We start from the raw sequence: 16070 nt of genomic DNA on the forward strand, positions 1-16070 counted from the left end.
TGATCAGACTGGTGGATCCCGCTACCCAAGGCAACGAGGGGGACCACTCATGAACGGCTCACGGATCGCCGCCGTCGGCCATTACCAGCCCGCCAAGGTACTCACCAACGAGGACCTGGCGGGCCTGGTCGACACCAGCGACGAGTGGATCAGGAGCCGGGTGGGCATCCGCACGCGCCACATCGCCGGGCCCGACGAGCCGGTCGACGAGCTGGCCGCGCACGCCGCCGCCAAGGCGCTCGCGGCGGCGGGCCTGACCCCGGGCGACATCGACCTCGTCCTGGTCGCCACGTCCACGGCCGTCGATCGCTCCCCGAACATGGCCGCGCGGGTCGCCGCCCGCCTCGGCATCCCGTCGCCGGCCGCCATGGACGTCAACGTCGTCTGCGCGGGCTTCACGCACGCGCTGGCCACCGCGGACCACGCCGTGCGGGCCGGTGCCGCGACCCGCGCGCTGGTCATCGGCGCCGACAAGATGTCCGACGTGACGGACTGGAGCGACCGTACGACCTGTGTGCTCGTCGGCGACGGGGCCGGGGCCGCGGTGGTCGAAGCCTCCGGCGAGCCTGGGATCGGGCCCGTGCTGTGGGGCTCGGTGCCCGAGATGGGGCACGCCGTCCGGATCGAGGGCACGCCCGCGCGGTTCGCCCAGGAGGGGCAGAGCGTCTACCGCTGGGCCACCACCCAGCTCCCGCCCATCGCCCGCCAGGCCTGCGAGCGCGCCGGCCTCGCCCCCGAGGACCTTGCCGCAGTCGTCCTGCACCAGGCGAACCTGCGCATCATCGAGCCGCTCGCCGTGAAGATCGGCGCGGTCAACGCCGTCGTCGCGCGGGACGTCACCGACTCCGGGAACACGTCCGCCGCGAGCATCCCGCTCGCCTTCTCCAAGCTCGTCGAGCGCGGGGAGATCTCCTCGGGCGACCCCGTCCTGCTCTTCGGCTTCGGCGGGAATCTGTCGTACGCGGGACAGGTCGTCCGCTGCCCGTGAACTGCTCGTACCCTCCCTCGTACGCCCCCTGGTACGCCCAGGTGTGACGAGCCCAACTCCGGTGTCTCCTGGCGTTTGTGCGCCGTAGACTGTAGGCGAAAGACAATTCATAATTGGCTTTCATATTGCAGCGACGGCGCTGCCCAGGAGGGACCGTCATGTTGTCGACGACAGGACTGCCGCAGGGTGCCGTGCCCAAGCTCGAACGGCCCGGCCCGCTCCGCGACCGCGTCTACGAGGCGCTGCTCGAACTCATCACCACCCGCGCCCTCCAGCCGGGCCAGCACCTCGTCGAGAGCGAACTCGCCGGGCACCTCGGGGTGTCCCGGCAGCCCGTGCGCGAGGCACTGCAGCGCCTCAGCACCGAGGGCTGGGTCGATCTGCGGCCCGCCCAGGGCGCGTTCGTGCACGAACCGACCGAGGAGGAGGCGGACCAGCTCCTCACGGTCCGTACGCTCCTGGAGGCCGAGGCCGCCCGGCTCGCCGCCGCCAACGCGAGTTCCGAGGCCATCACCGCGCTCGAGGAGCTCTGCGAGGAGGGTGAGCGTTCGGTGGCCGCCGACGATGTGGACGGCGCGGTCGCGATGAACGCCCGGCTGCACGCCAAGGTCATGGAGCTCGCGGGCAACACGGTCCTCGCCGAGCTGGCCGCGCAGGTCGACCGGCGGGTCCGCTGGTACTACACACCGGTCGCCCGGCAGCGCGGCCACCAGTCCTGGATCGAGCACCGTGAGCTGATCGCGGCGATCGCGGACCGCGACGAGCAGCGCGCCACGGCGGTCATGCGCGCCCACACGGAACACACGCGGAAGATGTACCACGAGCGGGAGAAGTAGCGGATCAGGCCACGGCCGTCGGCGAATCGGGGCTCTGCGGAGCGTCCGCGCCGGCCCGGCACGGTGACCATCGCGCCTCCGCCCCCAGCATCGCCACCAACACGCCCACCAGCGCGAGGAGTTCGGCGACCGCCGACAGCCGGACGCCGAGCAGCGCGGTGGCCAGGGTGACGGGCACCGCGGCCGCGCGGAAGCTCACCGGGAACAGCCGCAGCACGGCGCGGAACGCCACGTCGCCGGAGAGGAAGAGGGCCACCCCGCCGGCGAGTGCGAGGGCCGGGCCGGAGTGCAGATGCTCGGTGAGATGCCCGAGGGTCTTCTTCACGCCCGCCGCGAGATAGGCGATGCCGAGCAGCATGGGCAGGAACGCGTAGTAGTACGCGTTCATCGCCAGGCGCCAGCGCCGGTCCGGCGGGGTCGCCGAGAACACGGCCTCCGCACCGTGCTCGTCGCGCACGAAGTACGTCCACCACAGCGCGATCGCCAGCGCGAGGGCGAGGAAGGCCCCGCCGAACAGGCCCACCGTCAGCGGCAGATCACCGATGCCGATACCGATCGCGATGACCGACTCGCCGAACGCGACGATCAGCAGCAGCCCGTGTCGCTCCACGAAGTGCGCCGGGTCGAGACCGCCCAACTGCGTGCGCAGAAAGGCGGCTTCACGCCCGTCCCGGCGCCGTGGACCGTGCTCCGCCAAGAAGGGCGTGACGAACTGCAGCACCAGCGCGAGCAGCCACAGCCCGTCGGCGGCGAGTCCGTCGAACAGCCCCGCCGCCGTGACCGACAGCGCGGCCAGGGAGTTCGGCACCGCGTACCAGACGACATCGCGGCCGTGGCTACGGGTGTAGAGCGCGCTGTGCACGAGCACGACGGCCAGGAAGCCGAGGCCGAAGACGACTCCGCCGTCGTCGAAGGCCCGCGGGATGGCGAGCGCACACACCAGGAACGCGCCCATGCCCAGCATCAGGAGGATCCGTCGGGAAGGCCGGTCGGGCGGCACCTGGTTGGTGAGATACGCGTACGCGCCGTACATCCAGAACAGCACCACGAAGATCAGCGCGATGCGCGCCGCCGTCGCGAACGACAGGTCGGCGGTGAGCAGCACGGTGAGCTGGGTGAGCGTGAAGACGAAGACCAGGTCGAAGAAGAGCTCCAGGGTGCTGACTCTGCGCCCGGCCTCGTCCACGGCCGTGCGCCCGGCCTCTTCCACGGTCGCGTTCCCCGTCCCGTCCACGGCCGTGGGTCCCGCCTCGTCCCCGGCCGCGTTCCCCGTCTCGTCCCCGGTCGTGCGTCCTGCCGTGTCCAGGGCCGGGTGTCCTGCCTCGTCCTCTGCCGTGCTCATGAGGTCCCCCCCGAAACCGATCGCTGCGCAGATCGTATGTAGGCGACCTCCCTCGTGGTGTGCGGACCTCCCTTTGTCCTGCGAGTGGAGAAAGTTGGCGGCAATTCGTGTGCGACTTCTTCCCACTCGCGGCAGCCGCTGCTACGTTCCCCTCGAAAGCAAGACCGGTGAAGTGGCCGGAACTTGACAGACGCAGGCCGATTGAGGCGGGGAGGGGCTCGTGAGACGTATGACGGCACGACCCGCGAACGCGCACCAGGCCCGGCTGCTGCGCCTGTTGCGTGACGGCGGCCCCAACTCCCGGGCCCAGCTGGGCGATCAGATCGACCTCTCGCGGTCGAAGCTGGCCGTCGAGGTGGACCGGCTCCTGGAGACCGGGCTCGTGGTGGCCGACGGACTCGCCGCATCCCGTGGCGGCCGCCGCTCCCACAACATCCGACTCGCACCGGCCCTGCGCTTCCTCGGCGTCGACATCGGCGCCACCTCGATCGACGTGGCCGTCACCAACGCGGAACTGGAAGTCCTGGGGCACATCAACCAGCCCATGGACGTACGCGAGGGCCCGGTCGCCGTCTTTGAGCAAGTCCTGTCCATGGCGGCCAAGTTGAGGGCTTCGGGGCTCGCTGAAGGGTTCGACGGCGCCGGAATCGGCGTACCGGGGCCCGTCCGCTTTCCCGAGGGCGTCCCGGTCGCCCCGCCGATCATGCCCGGCTGGGACGGCTTCCCGGTCCGTGAGGCGCTCAGCCAGGAACTCGGCTGCCCGGTCATGGTCGACAACGACGTGAACCTGATGGCCATGGGGGAGCAGCACGCGGGCGTCGCACGCTCCGTGGGCGACTTCCTCTGCGTCAAGATCGGCACGGGCATCGGCTGCGGCATCGTCGTCGGCGGTGAGGTCTACCGCGGTACGACGGGCAGCGCGGGCGACATCGGGCACATCCAGGCCGTGCCCGACGGACGTCCGTGCGCCTGTGGCAACCGGGGCTGCCTGGAGGCCCACTTCAGCGGTGCCGCACTGGCGCGCGACGCCGTGGAGGCGGCCCAGCAGGGCCGCTCGGCGGAACTCGCCACGCGTCTGGAGACGAACGGCGCCCTGAGCGCCGTCGACGTCGCCGCCGCGGCCGCCGCGGGCGACGCCACCGCGCTCGATCTGATCCGCGAGGGCGGCAACCGTACGGGTCAGGTCATCGCCGGACTCGTGTCGTTCTTCAACCCCGGCCTGGTGGTGATCGGCGGCGGTGTGACCGGCCTCGGCCACACGCTGCTCGCCGCGATCCGTACCCAGGTCTACCGCCAGTCGCTGCCTCTGGCGACCGGCAACCTGCCCATCGTTCTCGGGGAGTTGGGCCCGACCGCCGGCGTGATCGGCGGGGCCCGGCTGATCAGCGACCACCTGTTCTCACCCGCGTAATCACGTCATCCGTAGATCACCAGCACAGCGCCCTGCTCTGCCACGCCCTGAACATGCTTGCTCGTGTAAGCGCCCTGCCCTGCAACCGGCCCGCACGCCCGCCAAGGGGAACCGCCATGGCACCAGAACCACCGCTGCTCACCATGTCCGGCATCACCAAGTCGTTCCCCGGAGTCCGGGCCCTCGACGGCGTCGACCTCGACGTCCAGGCCGGCGAAGTGCACTGTCTGCTCGGCCAGAACGGCGCCGGAAAGTCCACGCTCATCAAGGTCCTGGCCGGCGCCCACCAGCCCGACGAGGGCACCATCGGCTGGCGCGGCGAACAGGTCACCCTCAGGTCGCCGATCGCCGCCATGCGCCTCGGCATCGCCACCATCTACCAGGAGCTCGACCTGGTGGAGGGCCTGTCGGTGGCCGAGAACGTCCACCTCGGACATGAACCCACGGCCGCCGGTTTCGTCGTGCGGGGAAAGGCGGCACGATCGTCAACTGCCAGCCTGCTCAAGAGACTTGGGCATCCTGAGATCGACCCCGGAAGGCTCGTCGGGGAGCTGTCCGCGGCCCAGCAGCAGATCGTCTCGATGGCCCGGGCGCTCTCCCACGACGTACGCCTGATCGTCATGGACGAGCCGTCCGCGGCCCTCGACCCCGACGAGGTCGACAACCTCTTCCGCATCGTGGGCGATCTGACCGCGGACGGCGTCGCCGTCGTCTACATCTCGCACCGTCTCGAGGAGATCCGCCGCATCGGCGACCGCGTCACCGTGCTGAAGGACGGGCGCGCGGTGGCGGGCGGACTGCCCGCGAAGTCCACGCCGACGCGTGAGGTCGTGGCGCTGATGACGGGGCGCAATGTCGAGTACGTCTTCCCGGACCGGCCCCGGTCACGGCCACCCGGTGAGCCCGTGCTCAAGGTCCAAGGACTGGCCCGTGCCGGGGAGTTCGCGCCACTCGACCTCGACCTGCGCCCCGGTGAGATCGTCGGCCTGGCAGGGCTCGTCGGCTCCGGGCGCTCCGAGATCCTGGAGACGATCTACGGGGCACGGAAGCCGATGGCCGGTCGAGTCAGCGTCAACGGACGGGCGTTGCGCCCCGGCAGCGTACGCGCCGCCGTCCGTGCCGGACTCGGACTCGCCCCGGAGGAGCGCAAGGCACAGGCCCTGCTGATGCTGGAGTCCGTCACCCGCAACGTGTCGGTGTCCTCCATGTCCCGCTTCGCGCACGGGGGTTGGATCGACCGGAGTGCCGAACGCGGTGCGGCGCGGGCGGCGACCCGCGAGCTCTCCCTGCGCCCCGACAACCCGTCGGTGCCCATCCGGACGCTGTCCGGCGGCAACCAGCAGAAGGCCGTCCTGGCGCGCTGGCTGCTGCGCGGCTGCCGCGTCCTGCTCCTCGACGAACCGACCCGCGGGGTCGACGTCGGTGCCCGCGCCGAGCTGTACGCGGTCATCCGCAGGCTCGCCGACGAAGGCCTCGCCGTGTTGCTGGTCTCGAGTGAGATTCCCGAAGTTCTGGGGTTGGCCGACCGGGTGATGATTCTCCGCGAGGGCCGGGTGATCCACTCCGGCCCTTCGCGGGAACTGGACGAGTTTCGCGTACTCGACCTCGTGGTGACTCCTCCCTCTCCCGAAGGAGACGGCTTCTCACTCGGCCGCGGAACGACCTCATGACGGCCAAGACCTGACCGCTGCCCGAAGGCATGTCGCCAACTTAGCAGTCATATGACGGGAGTTGCTCGTGCTCAGCAAACCGCACCCGACAGGACCAGCGGCCGAACGAGTGGCCGATTCCGAGGCTGTTCGCGGCCGGGGTGGCCCGGCACGCGCCCTGGCGATCCGGGCCGACGTCCGCACCCTCTCGCTCCTCGGCGTGCTCGCCGCCCTGATCGTCATCGGCGGCGTCACCAAGCCCGACGAGTTCCTCGACACCCGCAACCTCCAACTCGTCCTCACCCAGGCGTCGGTGATCGGCGTCGTCACCGTCGGTATGACCTTCGTCATCACCTCCGGCGGCATCGATCTGTCGGTCGGAGCGATCGTCGCCCTCTCCTCGGTGTGGGCGACCACCGTCGCCACACAGGAGTACGGATTCGCGGGTGTCCTGTTCACCGCGGTGCTCGTCGGCGTGGGCTGCGGCCTGGTCAACGGACTGCTCATCGCGTACGGCGCGATGGTCCCCTTCATCGCGACGCTCGCCATGCTCGCCTCGGCCCGCGGCCTGGCCCTCCAGATCACGGACGGCAAGACGCAGATCGTCACCATCGACGGGATCCTGAAACTCGGCGAGCGCGACTCGTACGTGCTCGGCATACCGCCGCTGGTGCTCGTCTTCGCCGTCGTCACGGTCATCGGCTGGCTGATCCTCAACCGCACGACCTTCGGGCGGCGCACGGTCGCCGTCGGCGGCAACGCGGAGGCGGCACGGCTCGCCGGCATCGACGTACGACGCCAGCGGCTGTACCTCTACCTGCTCTCCGGACTGTGCTGCGGCATCGCCGCCTTCCTGCTGATCATCCTGTCCGGCTCGGGCCAGAACACCAACGGCAACCTGTACGAACTCGACGCCATCGCGGCCGCGATCATCGGCGGCACTCTGCTCAGCGGAGGACGCGGCACCATCACCGGCTCGGTGCTCGGTGTCCTGATCTTCACGACGATCACCAACATCTTCGCGCTGAACAACCTCCAGAGCGACGTCCAGCAGATCGCCAAGGGCGCGATCATCGTCGCCGCGGTCCTGGTCCAGCGGCGCACAGCAAGCACGACCTGACACGGGAAGGGCCCACCGCCATGCCAGAACCCACGAGCCTCACGAGCCGCAGAGGACTGCTCTTCGGGACCGCCGCCGTCTCGGCCGGCGCCCTCCTCGTCGGCTGCACCAGCAATGACACCAAGGACGAGAAGACGGCCGCGAACAGCCAGCCGGCCGCCGACGACAAGCCCGGCAAGCACGTCACCATCGGCTTCGCCGGCCCGCAGGCCGACCACGGCTGGCTCAACGCCATTAACGACAACGCCAAGAGCCGGGCCAAGAAGTACTCGGACGTCACCCTGGAGATCACCGAGGGCTCCAACGACACGGCCGCGCAGATCGGCCAGATCGAGACGCTGATCAACAAGAAGGTCGATGTCCTGGTCGTGCTGCCCGCCGACGGCAAGGCGCTCACCCAGGTCGGGTTGCAGGCGATGCGCGCGGGCATTCCCGTCGTCAACCTCGACCGGATCTTCAACTCACCGCAGGCGTACCGCTGCTGGATCGGCGGAGACAACTACGGGATGGGTCTCAACGCCGGTCACTACATCGGCGAGAAGCTCAAGGACAAGAAGGGCGCCCGCGTCATCGAACTCGCCGGGCTCGACAACCTGGAGCTCACCAAGCAGCGCACCCAGGGCTTCGACGCGGCCCTGAAGAACTACCCGAACATCAAGAAGGTCGCCCGCCAGGCCGCCGAGTTCACCGTCGAGTCCGGGCAGGCCAAGATGGCCCAACTCCTGCAGGCCCAGTCGAAGTTCGACGCACTGTGGAACCACGACGACGATCAGGGCGTGGGCGCGCTGCGGGCCATCAAGCAGGCCGGGCGCGACGACTTCCTGATGGTCGGCGGCGCCGGCGCCCTCTCCGCCTTCCAGGCCATCGACGCCGACAACAGCGTCCTCAAGGCCACCGTCCTGTATCCGCCGACCATGGCCGCGTCCGCGATCGACCTCGCCCGCGCGCTCGGCCAGGGCAAGGGCATCGGCGGCCTCGCCGAGTTCGAGATCCCGGCGTCGCTCACCCTCTACTCGGCCGTCGTCGACAAGGACAACGTCCAGCAGTACATGGCCACCGGCTTCAAGTGATGCGCCCTGCCCCAGGGACCTGGCCGGCGGATCAGTTCGCACTGGATCAGTTCGCACCGGATCAGGTCCCACCGGGGTCAGGCCCCACCCCCCACCGCGCCACGACGACGAGGAGGACATCCGCATGGGACAGCCGCACCAGGGCGACGAGGCCGAGAAGCCGCCATTGGGCGTGGGCATGGTCGGTTACGCCTTCATGGGCGCCGCCCACTCACAGGGCTGGCGCACCGTGGGCCGCGTCTTCGACCTGCCGCGCCGCCCGGTCCTCGCCGCCGTCTGCGGCCGTGACGGACAGGCCGTGCGAGCGATGGCGGACCGGCACGGCTGGGCGGCGGCCGAGACCGACTGGCGCGCCCTGATCGCCCGCGACGACGTCGACCTCGTCGACATCTGCACCCCCGGTGACAGCCACGCGGAGATCGCCGTCGCCGCCTTGGCCGCGGGCAAGCACGTGCTGTGCGAGAAGCCCCTCGCGAACACGGTCGAGGAGGCCGTCGCGATGGCGACGGCGGCCGAAGAGGCCTTCACGCGCGGCCAGTTGGCCATGGTCGGATTCAACTACCGGCGGGTGCCCGCCACATCGCTCGCCCGGCGGATGGTCGCCGAGGGACGCCTGGGCACCCTGCGGCACCTGCGGGTGACATACCTTCAGGACTGGCTGGTGGACCCGCAGTTCCCGCTCACCTGGCGCCTGCGCAAGGAGCTCGCGGGATCGGGAGCGCTCGGTGACCTCGGCGCGCACATCGTCGACCTCGCGCAGTATCTGGCGGGCGAGCCGCTCGTCGGGGTCTCGGCGCTCACTGAGACGTTCGTACGGGAGCGGCCGCTGCCCGGTGGAGCGTCGAGCGGGCTGTCCGCCGTGTCGGAGGCGGGTGGCGTAGGCACCGTCACGGTCGACGACGCGGCGCTCTTCACCGCCCGCTTCGCCTCCGGCGCCCTCGCCTCCTTCGAGGCCTCCCGCTTCGCGACCGGGCGGAAGAACTCCCTGCGCATCGAACTCAACGGTGAGCGCGGCTCGTTGGCCTTCGACCTGGAACGGCTCAACGAGCTCTCGTACCACGACCACACCGAACCCGGCGCGCACGCGGGCTTCCGGCGCATCCTCGTCACCGAGCCCGACCACCCCTACCTGGACGCCTGGTGGCCGCCGGGCCACGGCCTCGGCTACGAGCACACGTTCGTGCACCAGGCCCGCGATCTCGTGCACGCCATCGCGGCCGGCCGCTCACCGGTGCCGTCCTTCGCCGACGGGCTGCAGGTGCAGCGCGTGCTGGCGGCGGTGGAGGAGAGCGCCGAGAAGAACTCCGTCTACACACCCATCGCGGTCTGAGGAGGCCTTGGGAATGCCGCGCAACTTCACGCTCTTCACCGGCCAGTGGGCCGACCTGCCCCTCGAAGAGGTCTGCCGCCTGGCCCGCGACTTCGGCTACGACGGACTCGAACTCGCCTGCTGGGGAGACCACTTCGAGGTCGACAAGGCGCTCGCGGACCCGGCGTACATCGACTCCAGGCACGCACTCCTCGACAAGTACGGCCTCAAGTGCTGGGCGATCTCCAACCACCTGGTCGGCCAGGCCGTCTGCGACGCCATCATCGACGAGCGCCACCAGGCGATCCTGCCGGCCCGCATCTGGGGCGACGGCGAACCCGAGGGCGTACGGCAGCGGGCCGCCGCCGAGATCGCCGACACCGCCCGCGCGGCAGCGGCCTTCGGCGTCGACACCGTCATCGGCTTCACCGGCTCGGCGATCTGGCACCTGGTCGCGATGTTCCCGCCCGCCCCCGAATCGATGATCGAGCGCGGCTACGAGGACTTCGCGACGCGCTGGAACCCGATCCTGGACGTCTTCGACGCGCAGGGCGTGCGCTTCGCGCACGAGGTCCACCCGAGCGAGATCGCGTACGACTACTGGACAACGCACAAGGCACTGGCGGCAGTTGACCACCGCCCTGCTTTCGGCCTGAACTTCGACCCGTCGCACTTCGTGTGGCAGGACCTCGACCCGGTCGGCTTCCTCTACGACTTCCGTGACCGGATCTACCACGTGGACTGCAAGGAAGCCCGCAAGCGGCTCGATGGACGCAACGGCCGTCTCGGCTCGCACCTGCCCTGGGGCGATCCGCGCCGCGGCTGGGACTTCGTCTCCGCGGGCCACGGCGACGTGCCCTGGGAGGACGTCTTCCGCATGCTGCGCTCCATCGACTACGCGGGCCCCATCTCGGTCGAGTGGGAGGACGCCGGCATGGACCGGCTCCAAGGCGCCCCCGAGGCCCTGACCCGCCTCAAGGCATACGACTTCGAGCCGCCGTCGGCTTCGTTCGACGCGGCATTCGGCGGCAACGACTAGGCCCCGTCGGAGAGTTCATCGCATTCCGGGGTGACGGCGCACCCCGGCGTATCGCACCCGCCCAGTACGACCAGCCCCTTCATGGAGGCATTTCGTGCACCCGAACGCCAGCAACAGGAAGAACACAAGCCACTCGAGACGTCCAAGACTCCGCGGGGCACTCGCCCTGCTGAGCGGTGCGCTGCTCGCGGCCGCTTCCCTCACCCTCACCGCACCTCAGGCCGGCGCAGCCGTCGCCGACCCGGGTGACACCACGGCCGCCGCGGCCGAGGACTTCCAGCAGGTCACCCTCGCCAAGGGCGAGCCCGAGGTCGGCGAGCCCATGTCGCTCGCCGTGCTCCCTGACCGCTCGGTCCTGCACACCTCGCGCGACGGCGAACTCCGCCTCACCGATGCGGCGGGCAACACCAAGATCGCGGGCAAGCTCGACGTGTACGCGCACGACGAGGAAGGCCTGCAGGGCGTAGGCATCGACCCCGGCTTCACCACCAACCGCTACATCTACCTCTACTACGCGCCGCCCCTGAACACCCCGGCGGGCGACGCCCCGGAGACCGGCACAGCCGCCGACTTCGCGGCCTTCGACGGCGTCAACCGCCTCTCGCGGTTCGTTCTCAAGGCCGACGGCACGCTGGACAACGCCAGTGAGAAGAAGATCCTCGACGTACAGACCTCGCGCGGCATCTGCTGCCACGTCGGCGGCGACATCGACTTCGACGCGGCGGGGAACCTCTACCTCTCCACCGGGGACGACTCCAACCCCTTCCAGTCGGACGGCTTCACCCCTATCGACGAGCGCGCCGACCGCAACCCGGCCTTCGACGCCCAGCGTTCGGCCGGCAACACCAATGACCTGCGCGGCAAGATCCTGCGCATCAAGGTGAACGCCGACGGCTCGTACTCCATACCCGACGGCAACCTCTTCCCGCCCGGCACGGACAAGACGCGCCCCGAGATCTACGCGATGGGCTTCCGCAACCCGTTCCGCTTCAGCGTCGACAAGGCGACGGGCATCGTCTACGTCGGAGACTACGGCCCGGACGCGGGCGCGGCCGACCCGGCGCGCGGCCCCGGCGGCCAGGTCGAATTCGCCCGCGTGACCGGCCCCGGCAACTTCGGCTGGCCGTACTGCACGGGCAAGAACGACGCCTTCGTGGACTACGACTTCGCTACGAAGACCTCCGGCTCGAGCTTCGACTGCAACGCGCCCAAGAACAACTCGCCGCACAACACCGGTCTCACCGACCTGCCCCCGGCCCAGCCCGCCTGGATCCCGTACGACGGCGGGTCCGTCCCGGAGTTCGGCAGCGGCTCGGAGTCCCCGATGGGCGGCCCGGTCTACCACTACGACGCCTCCCTCGACTCGCCGGTGAAGTTCCCGCAGGCGTACGACGGGAACTTCTTCGCCGGAGAGTTCGGCCGCCGCTGGATCAAGCGGATCGTGTCGGACGGCAGCGGCACCGTGCAGTCCATCAACGCCTTCCCGTGGACGGGCACCCAGGTGATGGACATGGCGTTTGGTCCCGACGGCGCGCTGTACGTCCTCGACTACGGCACCGCCTGGTTCGGCGGTGACGAGAACTCGGGCCTCTACCGCATCGAGAACGCCACCGACGGCCACTCACCCGTAGCCCAGGCCGCGGCCGACCGCACCTCGGGACAGGCCCCGCTCAGGGTCAGCTTCTCCTCGGCCGGTTCGTCCGACGCGGACGGTGACGCCCTCACCTACAGCTGGGACTTCGGCGACGGCGGCAAGTCGACCGCGGCGAACCCGACGCACACGTACAAGAAGAACGGCACGTACACGGCGACCGTGACGGCAAAGGACGCGAGCGGGCGCACAGGCAGCGCGAGCGTGCAGGTCGTGGTCGGCAACACCGCGCCCAAGGTGACGCTCGAACTGCCCAGGGACGGCCAGCTGTTCAGCTTCGGGGACGCCGTGCCCTTCAAGGTGAAGGTGACCGACCCGGAGGACGGGACGATCGACTGCGCCAAGGTGAAGGTCAACTTCATCCTCGGCCACGACAGCCACGGCCACCTGATCACCTCCGCCAACGGCTGCTCCGGCACCATCGAGACCGGCGCGGGCAACGGGCATGACGACGACGCGAACATCTTCGGAGTCTTCGACGCGGAGTACACCGACGGCGGAGGCGGCGGCCAGGCCGCGCTGACCAGCCACGACCAGAGTGTCGCCCAGCCCAGGCACCGCCAGGCCGAGCACTACGGCAACGCCTCGGGCATCACCGTCCAGTCGAAGGCCACCGCACACGGCGGCAAGACGGTGGGCGACATCAACAACGGCGACTGGATCTCCTTCAAGCCGTACGTCCTGAGCAACGCTACGAAGATCACGGCACGCATCTCCTCCGCCGGATCGGGCGGCACCCTCGAGGTCCGTGCGGGCTCCGCCACCGGCCGGCTGCTGGGCACCGCGACCGTGCCGGTGACCGGAGGCTGGGACACCTTCCAGGACGTGACCGCGGATCTCTCCGGTGCGCCGCGCGGCACCACCACGCTCTACCTCGTCTTCAAGGGGAGCGGAACCGGCGCGCTCTACGACGTGGACGACTTCACCTTCACTACGAGCTGACGGGAGGTGTGACAGGCATGCGCACATCAGCGCAGATGCTGACGGTGGGCGCCGCGGCCGCTCTGCTCATCGGCTGTGTGTCGGGACCGGCCGCCTCCAAGGGAGCCGACGAGAGCCGGGTCCTGGTCTTCTCCAAGACCGCCGGCTTCCGGCACGACTCGATCCCGGAAGGGATCGCGGCCGTACGCGAGTTGGGGGCGACCGGCGGTTTCGCGGTCGACGCCACCGAGGACGCGGGCGACTTCACCAGGAAGAACCTCGCCCGCTACGACGCCGTGGTGTTCCTTTCCACCACCGGTGACGTCCTCGACGACACCCAACAGGCCGCCTTCGAGCGGTACATCAAGCAAGGCGGCGGCTATGTGGGCATCCACGCGGCCGCCGACACCGAGTACGACTGGGCCTTCTACGGCGGTCTCGCGGGCGCGTACTTCCAGTCGCACCCCGCGATCCAGCCCGCGACGGTCGACGTCGAGGACCGGGCGCACCCGGCGACCTCGGGGTTGCCGAAGGCCTGGGACCGCACGGACGAGTGGTACAACTACCGCTCCAATCCACGGGACCGGGCCCATGTCCTGGCCTCGCTCGACGAGTCGTCGTACACCGGCGGCACGATGAGCGGCGACCATCCGATCGCCTGGTGCCAGGAGTACCAGGGCGGCCGCGCCTTCTACACCGGGGGCGGCCACACCAAGGAGTCCTACGCCGAACCGGCCTTCCGTGACCACCTGTTGGGCGGCATCCGGTACGCCATCGGTGCCGCGCAGGCCGATTGCCGCCCGGAGAACGGCTACCGGCCGCTCTTCGACGGCACGGCGGAGTCACTGTCGGCGTGGAAGCAGGCGGGACCGGGTTCGTTCTCGCTGTCGGACGACGGCACGCTGACGTCGAACGGCGGTCTGGGGATGCTCTGGTACGCCGGCTCGGACTCCGGTTCCGATGCGGGCTTCGGCTCGTACTCGCTGAAGCTGGACTGGAAGGTGGCCGGGGACGACAACTCCGGTGTCTTCGTGGGCTTCCCGGCCTCCGACGACCCCTGGTCGGCCGTGAACAACGGCTACGAGGTCCAGATCGACGCGACCGACACCCCCGATCGCACCACGGGGGCCGTATACAGCTTCCAGTCCGCCGACATCGACCAGCGCGACCGCGCGCTGAACCCGCCGGGGGAGTGGAACACGTACGAGATCCGCGTGGAGGGCGAACGGCTCCGCGTCTGGCTCAACGGCGTGAAGATCAACGATTTCACCAACACCGATCCGGCACGGAGCCTGCGCGACGGGCACGTCGGCATCCAGAACCACGGAGCCGACGACCAGGTGTCCTTCCGTAACGTCCGGATCAAGGAACTGCCCTCGAAGCCCATGGCGTACACGGCTTCGCCGGGCGACTGAGCGGCGGCGGGCGGGAGGCGCCGTACTCCCGCCCGCCGTCTCGCCTCTCCCGGGAGACGTATCTCCCGGCCGCTGCAACTCCTGGCTGATGAATCTCCTGACTGACGTACGACAAGGAGGCTGCCCATGTCCGCGTCCCTTTCCGATTCCCGGGTGGGGGTGTGGCTGATCGGAGCGCGCGGCTCCGTCGCCACCACCGTCATCGCGGGCTGCGCGGCCGTCACCGCCGGGCTGCACGCCTCCACGGGCATGGTCACCGAAACCGGTCTCTTCGCCGACTGCGACCTGCCCGCCCTCTCGTCTCTCGTCTTCGGCGGCCACGACACCGTGGGCTGCCCGCTCCCGAAGCGGGCCGAGGCCCTGGTCGCGGGTGGCGTGCTCCCGCACGGCCTCCCGTCGGCGATCGCGGCCGAACTGGAGGCCGCCGACCGGGAGATCAGCCCGGGCGGGCCCGTCCCGGGCGACACCCGCGAGCAGGCCGACCTCGTGGACGCCTTCGCCACGGACATACGGGACTTCATACGCCGCTGCGGCCTGACCCGGGCGGTGGTGGTGAACGTGGCCTCCACGGAGCCCGCTGCCGCCGGGACCGCGCTGCCACCCAGCTCGCTGTACGCGGCGGCGGCGCTGCGGGCCGGCTGTCCGTACGTGAACTTCACCCCCTCCACGGGCCTGCACCACCCGGCCCTCGCGATCTTGGCCGAGTCCAGCGGGTTGCCCTACGCGGGCCGTGACGGCAAGACCGGCCAGACGCTGCTCCGGTCGGTGCTCGGCCCGATGTTCGCCCAGCGCGCGCTGACGGTCCGCGCCTGGTCCGGCACCAACCTCCTGGGCGGCGGCGACGGAGCCGCCCTCGCCGACCCGGCCGCCGCCAGGGCCAAGAACGCCGGCAAGGAGCGCGTACTCGCGGACACCCTGGGCGCGGCCCCCGAGGGTGAGACCCACATCGATGACGTCCCCTCCCTCGGCGACTGGAAGACCGCCTGGGACCACATCGCCTTCGACGGCTTCCTCGGCACGCGCATGATCCTCCAGACCACCTGGCAGGGCTGCGACTCCGCACTCGCGGCCCCACTCGTCCTCGACCTCGCCCGCCTGGCTACCCGCGCCCACGAGGCCGGCCTCACCGGCCCGCTGAGCGAACTCGGCTTCTACTTCAAGGACCCGATGGGGGAGAGCCCCTCGGCCCTGGGCGAGCAGTACGCGGCACTGGCGGGGTTCGCGGGACGCCTTCGGGGCCTCGCTGGGGAGGGCCGGTGAGGTTGTGGAGGACTGGGGCGGTTGAGGCGGGCTCGTCGGCTGCGTCGGCTGTGGCGAGC

At 70.2% G+C, this 16070-nt stretch carries 12 protein-coding genes; 11 read left to right on the forward strand and 1 reads right to left on the reverse strand.

The features are described from left to right. The first annotated feature begins 49 nt into the window (after nucleotides 1-49). Both ACZ4RZ_RS25150 and ACZ4RZ_RS25155 read left to right on the forward strand, forming a co-directional pair. A complete protein-coding gene (locus ACZ4RZ_RS25150) occupies nucleotides 50-988 on the forward strand; it encodes a beta-ketoacyl-ACP synthase III (protein WP_467747738.1) in 939 nt (312 codons plus the stop codon). Between the two features lie 158 nt (nucleotides 989-1146). Next, a complete protein-coding gene (locus ACZ4RZ_RS25155) occupies nucleotides 1147-1824 on the forward strand; it encodes a GntR family transcriptional regulator (RefSeq protein WP_467747740.1) in 678 nt (225 codons plus the stop codon). A gap of 4 nt (nucleotides 1825-1828) precedes the next feature. On the opposite strand, the gene ACZ4RZ_RS25160 is transcribed toward ACZ4RZ_RS25155, so the two are convergent. Beyond that, nucleotides 1829-3166 (reverse strand): low temperature requirement protein A, encoded by a 1338-nt coding sequence (locus ACZ4RZ_RS25160; protein ID WP_467747742.1) that lies wholly within the window; start codon nucleotides 3164-3166, stop codon nucleotides 1829-1831. A gap of 229 nt (nucleotides 3167-3395) precedes the next feature. Between ACZ4RZ_RS25160 and ACZ4RZ_RS25165 the strand changes: the two genes are divergently transcribed. The 9 genes from ACZ4RZ_RS25165 to ACZ4RZ_RS25205 all read left to right on the forward strand — a co-directional run bounded on the left by ACZ4RZ_RS25165 (nucleotide 3396) and on the right by ACZ4RZ_RS25205 (nucleotide 16011). Then, nucleotides 3396-4577 carry an ROK family transcriptional regulator gene (locus ACZ4RZ_RS25165; RefSeq protein ID WP_467747744.1) on the forward strand — a complete coding sequence of 394 codons (1182 nt, stop codon included), beginning with the start codon at nucleotides 3396-3398 and terminating at the stop codon, nucleotides 4575-4577. Between the two features lie 116 nt (nucleotides 4578-4693). Then, nucleotides 4694-6247 carry a sugar ABC transporter ATP-binding protein gene (locus ACZ4RZ_RS25170; protein ID WP_467747745.1) on the forward strand — a complete coding sequence of 518 codons (1554 nt, stop codon included), beginning with the start codon at nucleotides 4694-4696 and terminating at the stop codon, nucleotides 6245-6247. A gap of 109 nt (nucleotides 6248-6356) precedes the next feature. Then, nucleotides 6357-7346: an ABC transporter permease gene (locus ACZ4RZ_RS25175; RefSeq protein ID WP_467747829.1), complete on the forward strand. Its 990-nt coding sequence runs from the start codon at nucleotides 6357-6359 to the stop codon at nucleotides 7344-7346. 20 nt (nucleotides 7347-7366) lie between these two features. After that, entirely contained in the window at nucleotides 7367-8416 is a 1050-nt protein-coding gene (locus ACZ4RZ_RS25180; protein WP_467747747.1) for a substrate-binding domain-containing protein, read from the forward strand. Between the two features lie 124 nt (nucleotides 8417-8540). Continuing rightward, nucleotides 8541-9746: a Gfo/Idh/MocA family protein gene (locus ACZ4RZ_RS25185; protein WP_467747748.1), complete on the forward strand. Its 1206-nt coding sequence runs from the start codon at nucleotides 8541-8543 to the stop codon at nucleotides 9744-9746. A 13-nt stretch (nucleotides 9747-9759) separates the two neighbouring features. Continuing rightward, on the forward strand, nucleotides 9760-10764 hold the full coding sequence (locus ACZ4RZ_RS25190; RefSeq protein WP_467747750.1) for a sugar phosphate isomerase/epimerase family protein: 1005 nt from the start codon (nucleotides 9760-9762) through the stop codon (nucleotides 10762-10764). Between the two features lie 94 nt (nucleotides 10765-10858). Continuing rightward, complete coding sequence (locus ACZ4RZ_RS25195) at nucleotides 10859-13357, forward strand: PQQ-dependent sugar dehydrogenase (RefSeq protein ID WP_467747752.1); 2499 nt, start codon at nucleotides 10859-10861, stop codon at nucleotides 13355-13357. 17 nt (nucleotides 13358-13374) lie between these two features. After that, nucleotides 13375-14751 (forward strand): ThuA domain-containing protein, encoded by a 1377-nt coding sequence (locus ACZ4RZ_RS25200; RefSeq protein ID WP_467747753.1) that lies wholly within the window; start codon nucleotides 13375-13377, stop codon nucleotides 14749-14751. A gap of 126 nt (nucleotides 14752-14877) precedes the next feature. Continuing rightward, on the forward strand, nucleotides 14878-16011 hold the full coding sequence (locus tag ACZ4RZ_RS25205; RefSeq protein ID WP_467747755.1) for an inositol-3-phosphate synthase: 1134 nt from the start codon (nucleotides 14878-14880) through the stop codon (nucleotides 16009-16011). Nucleotides 16012-16070 lie beyond the last annotated feature (59 nt).

The organism is Streptomyces sp. NPDC027189, from assembly GCF_055566975.1.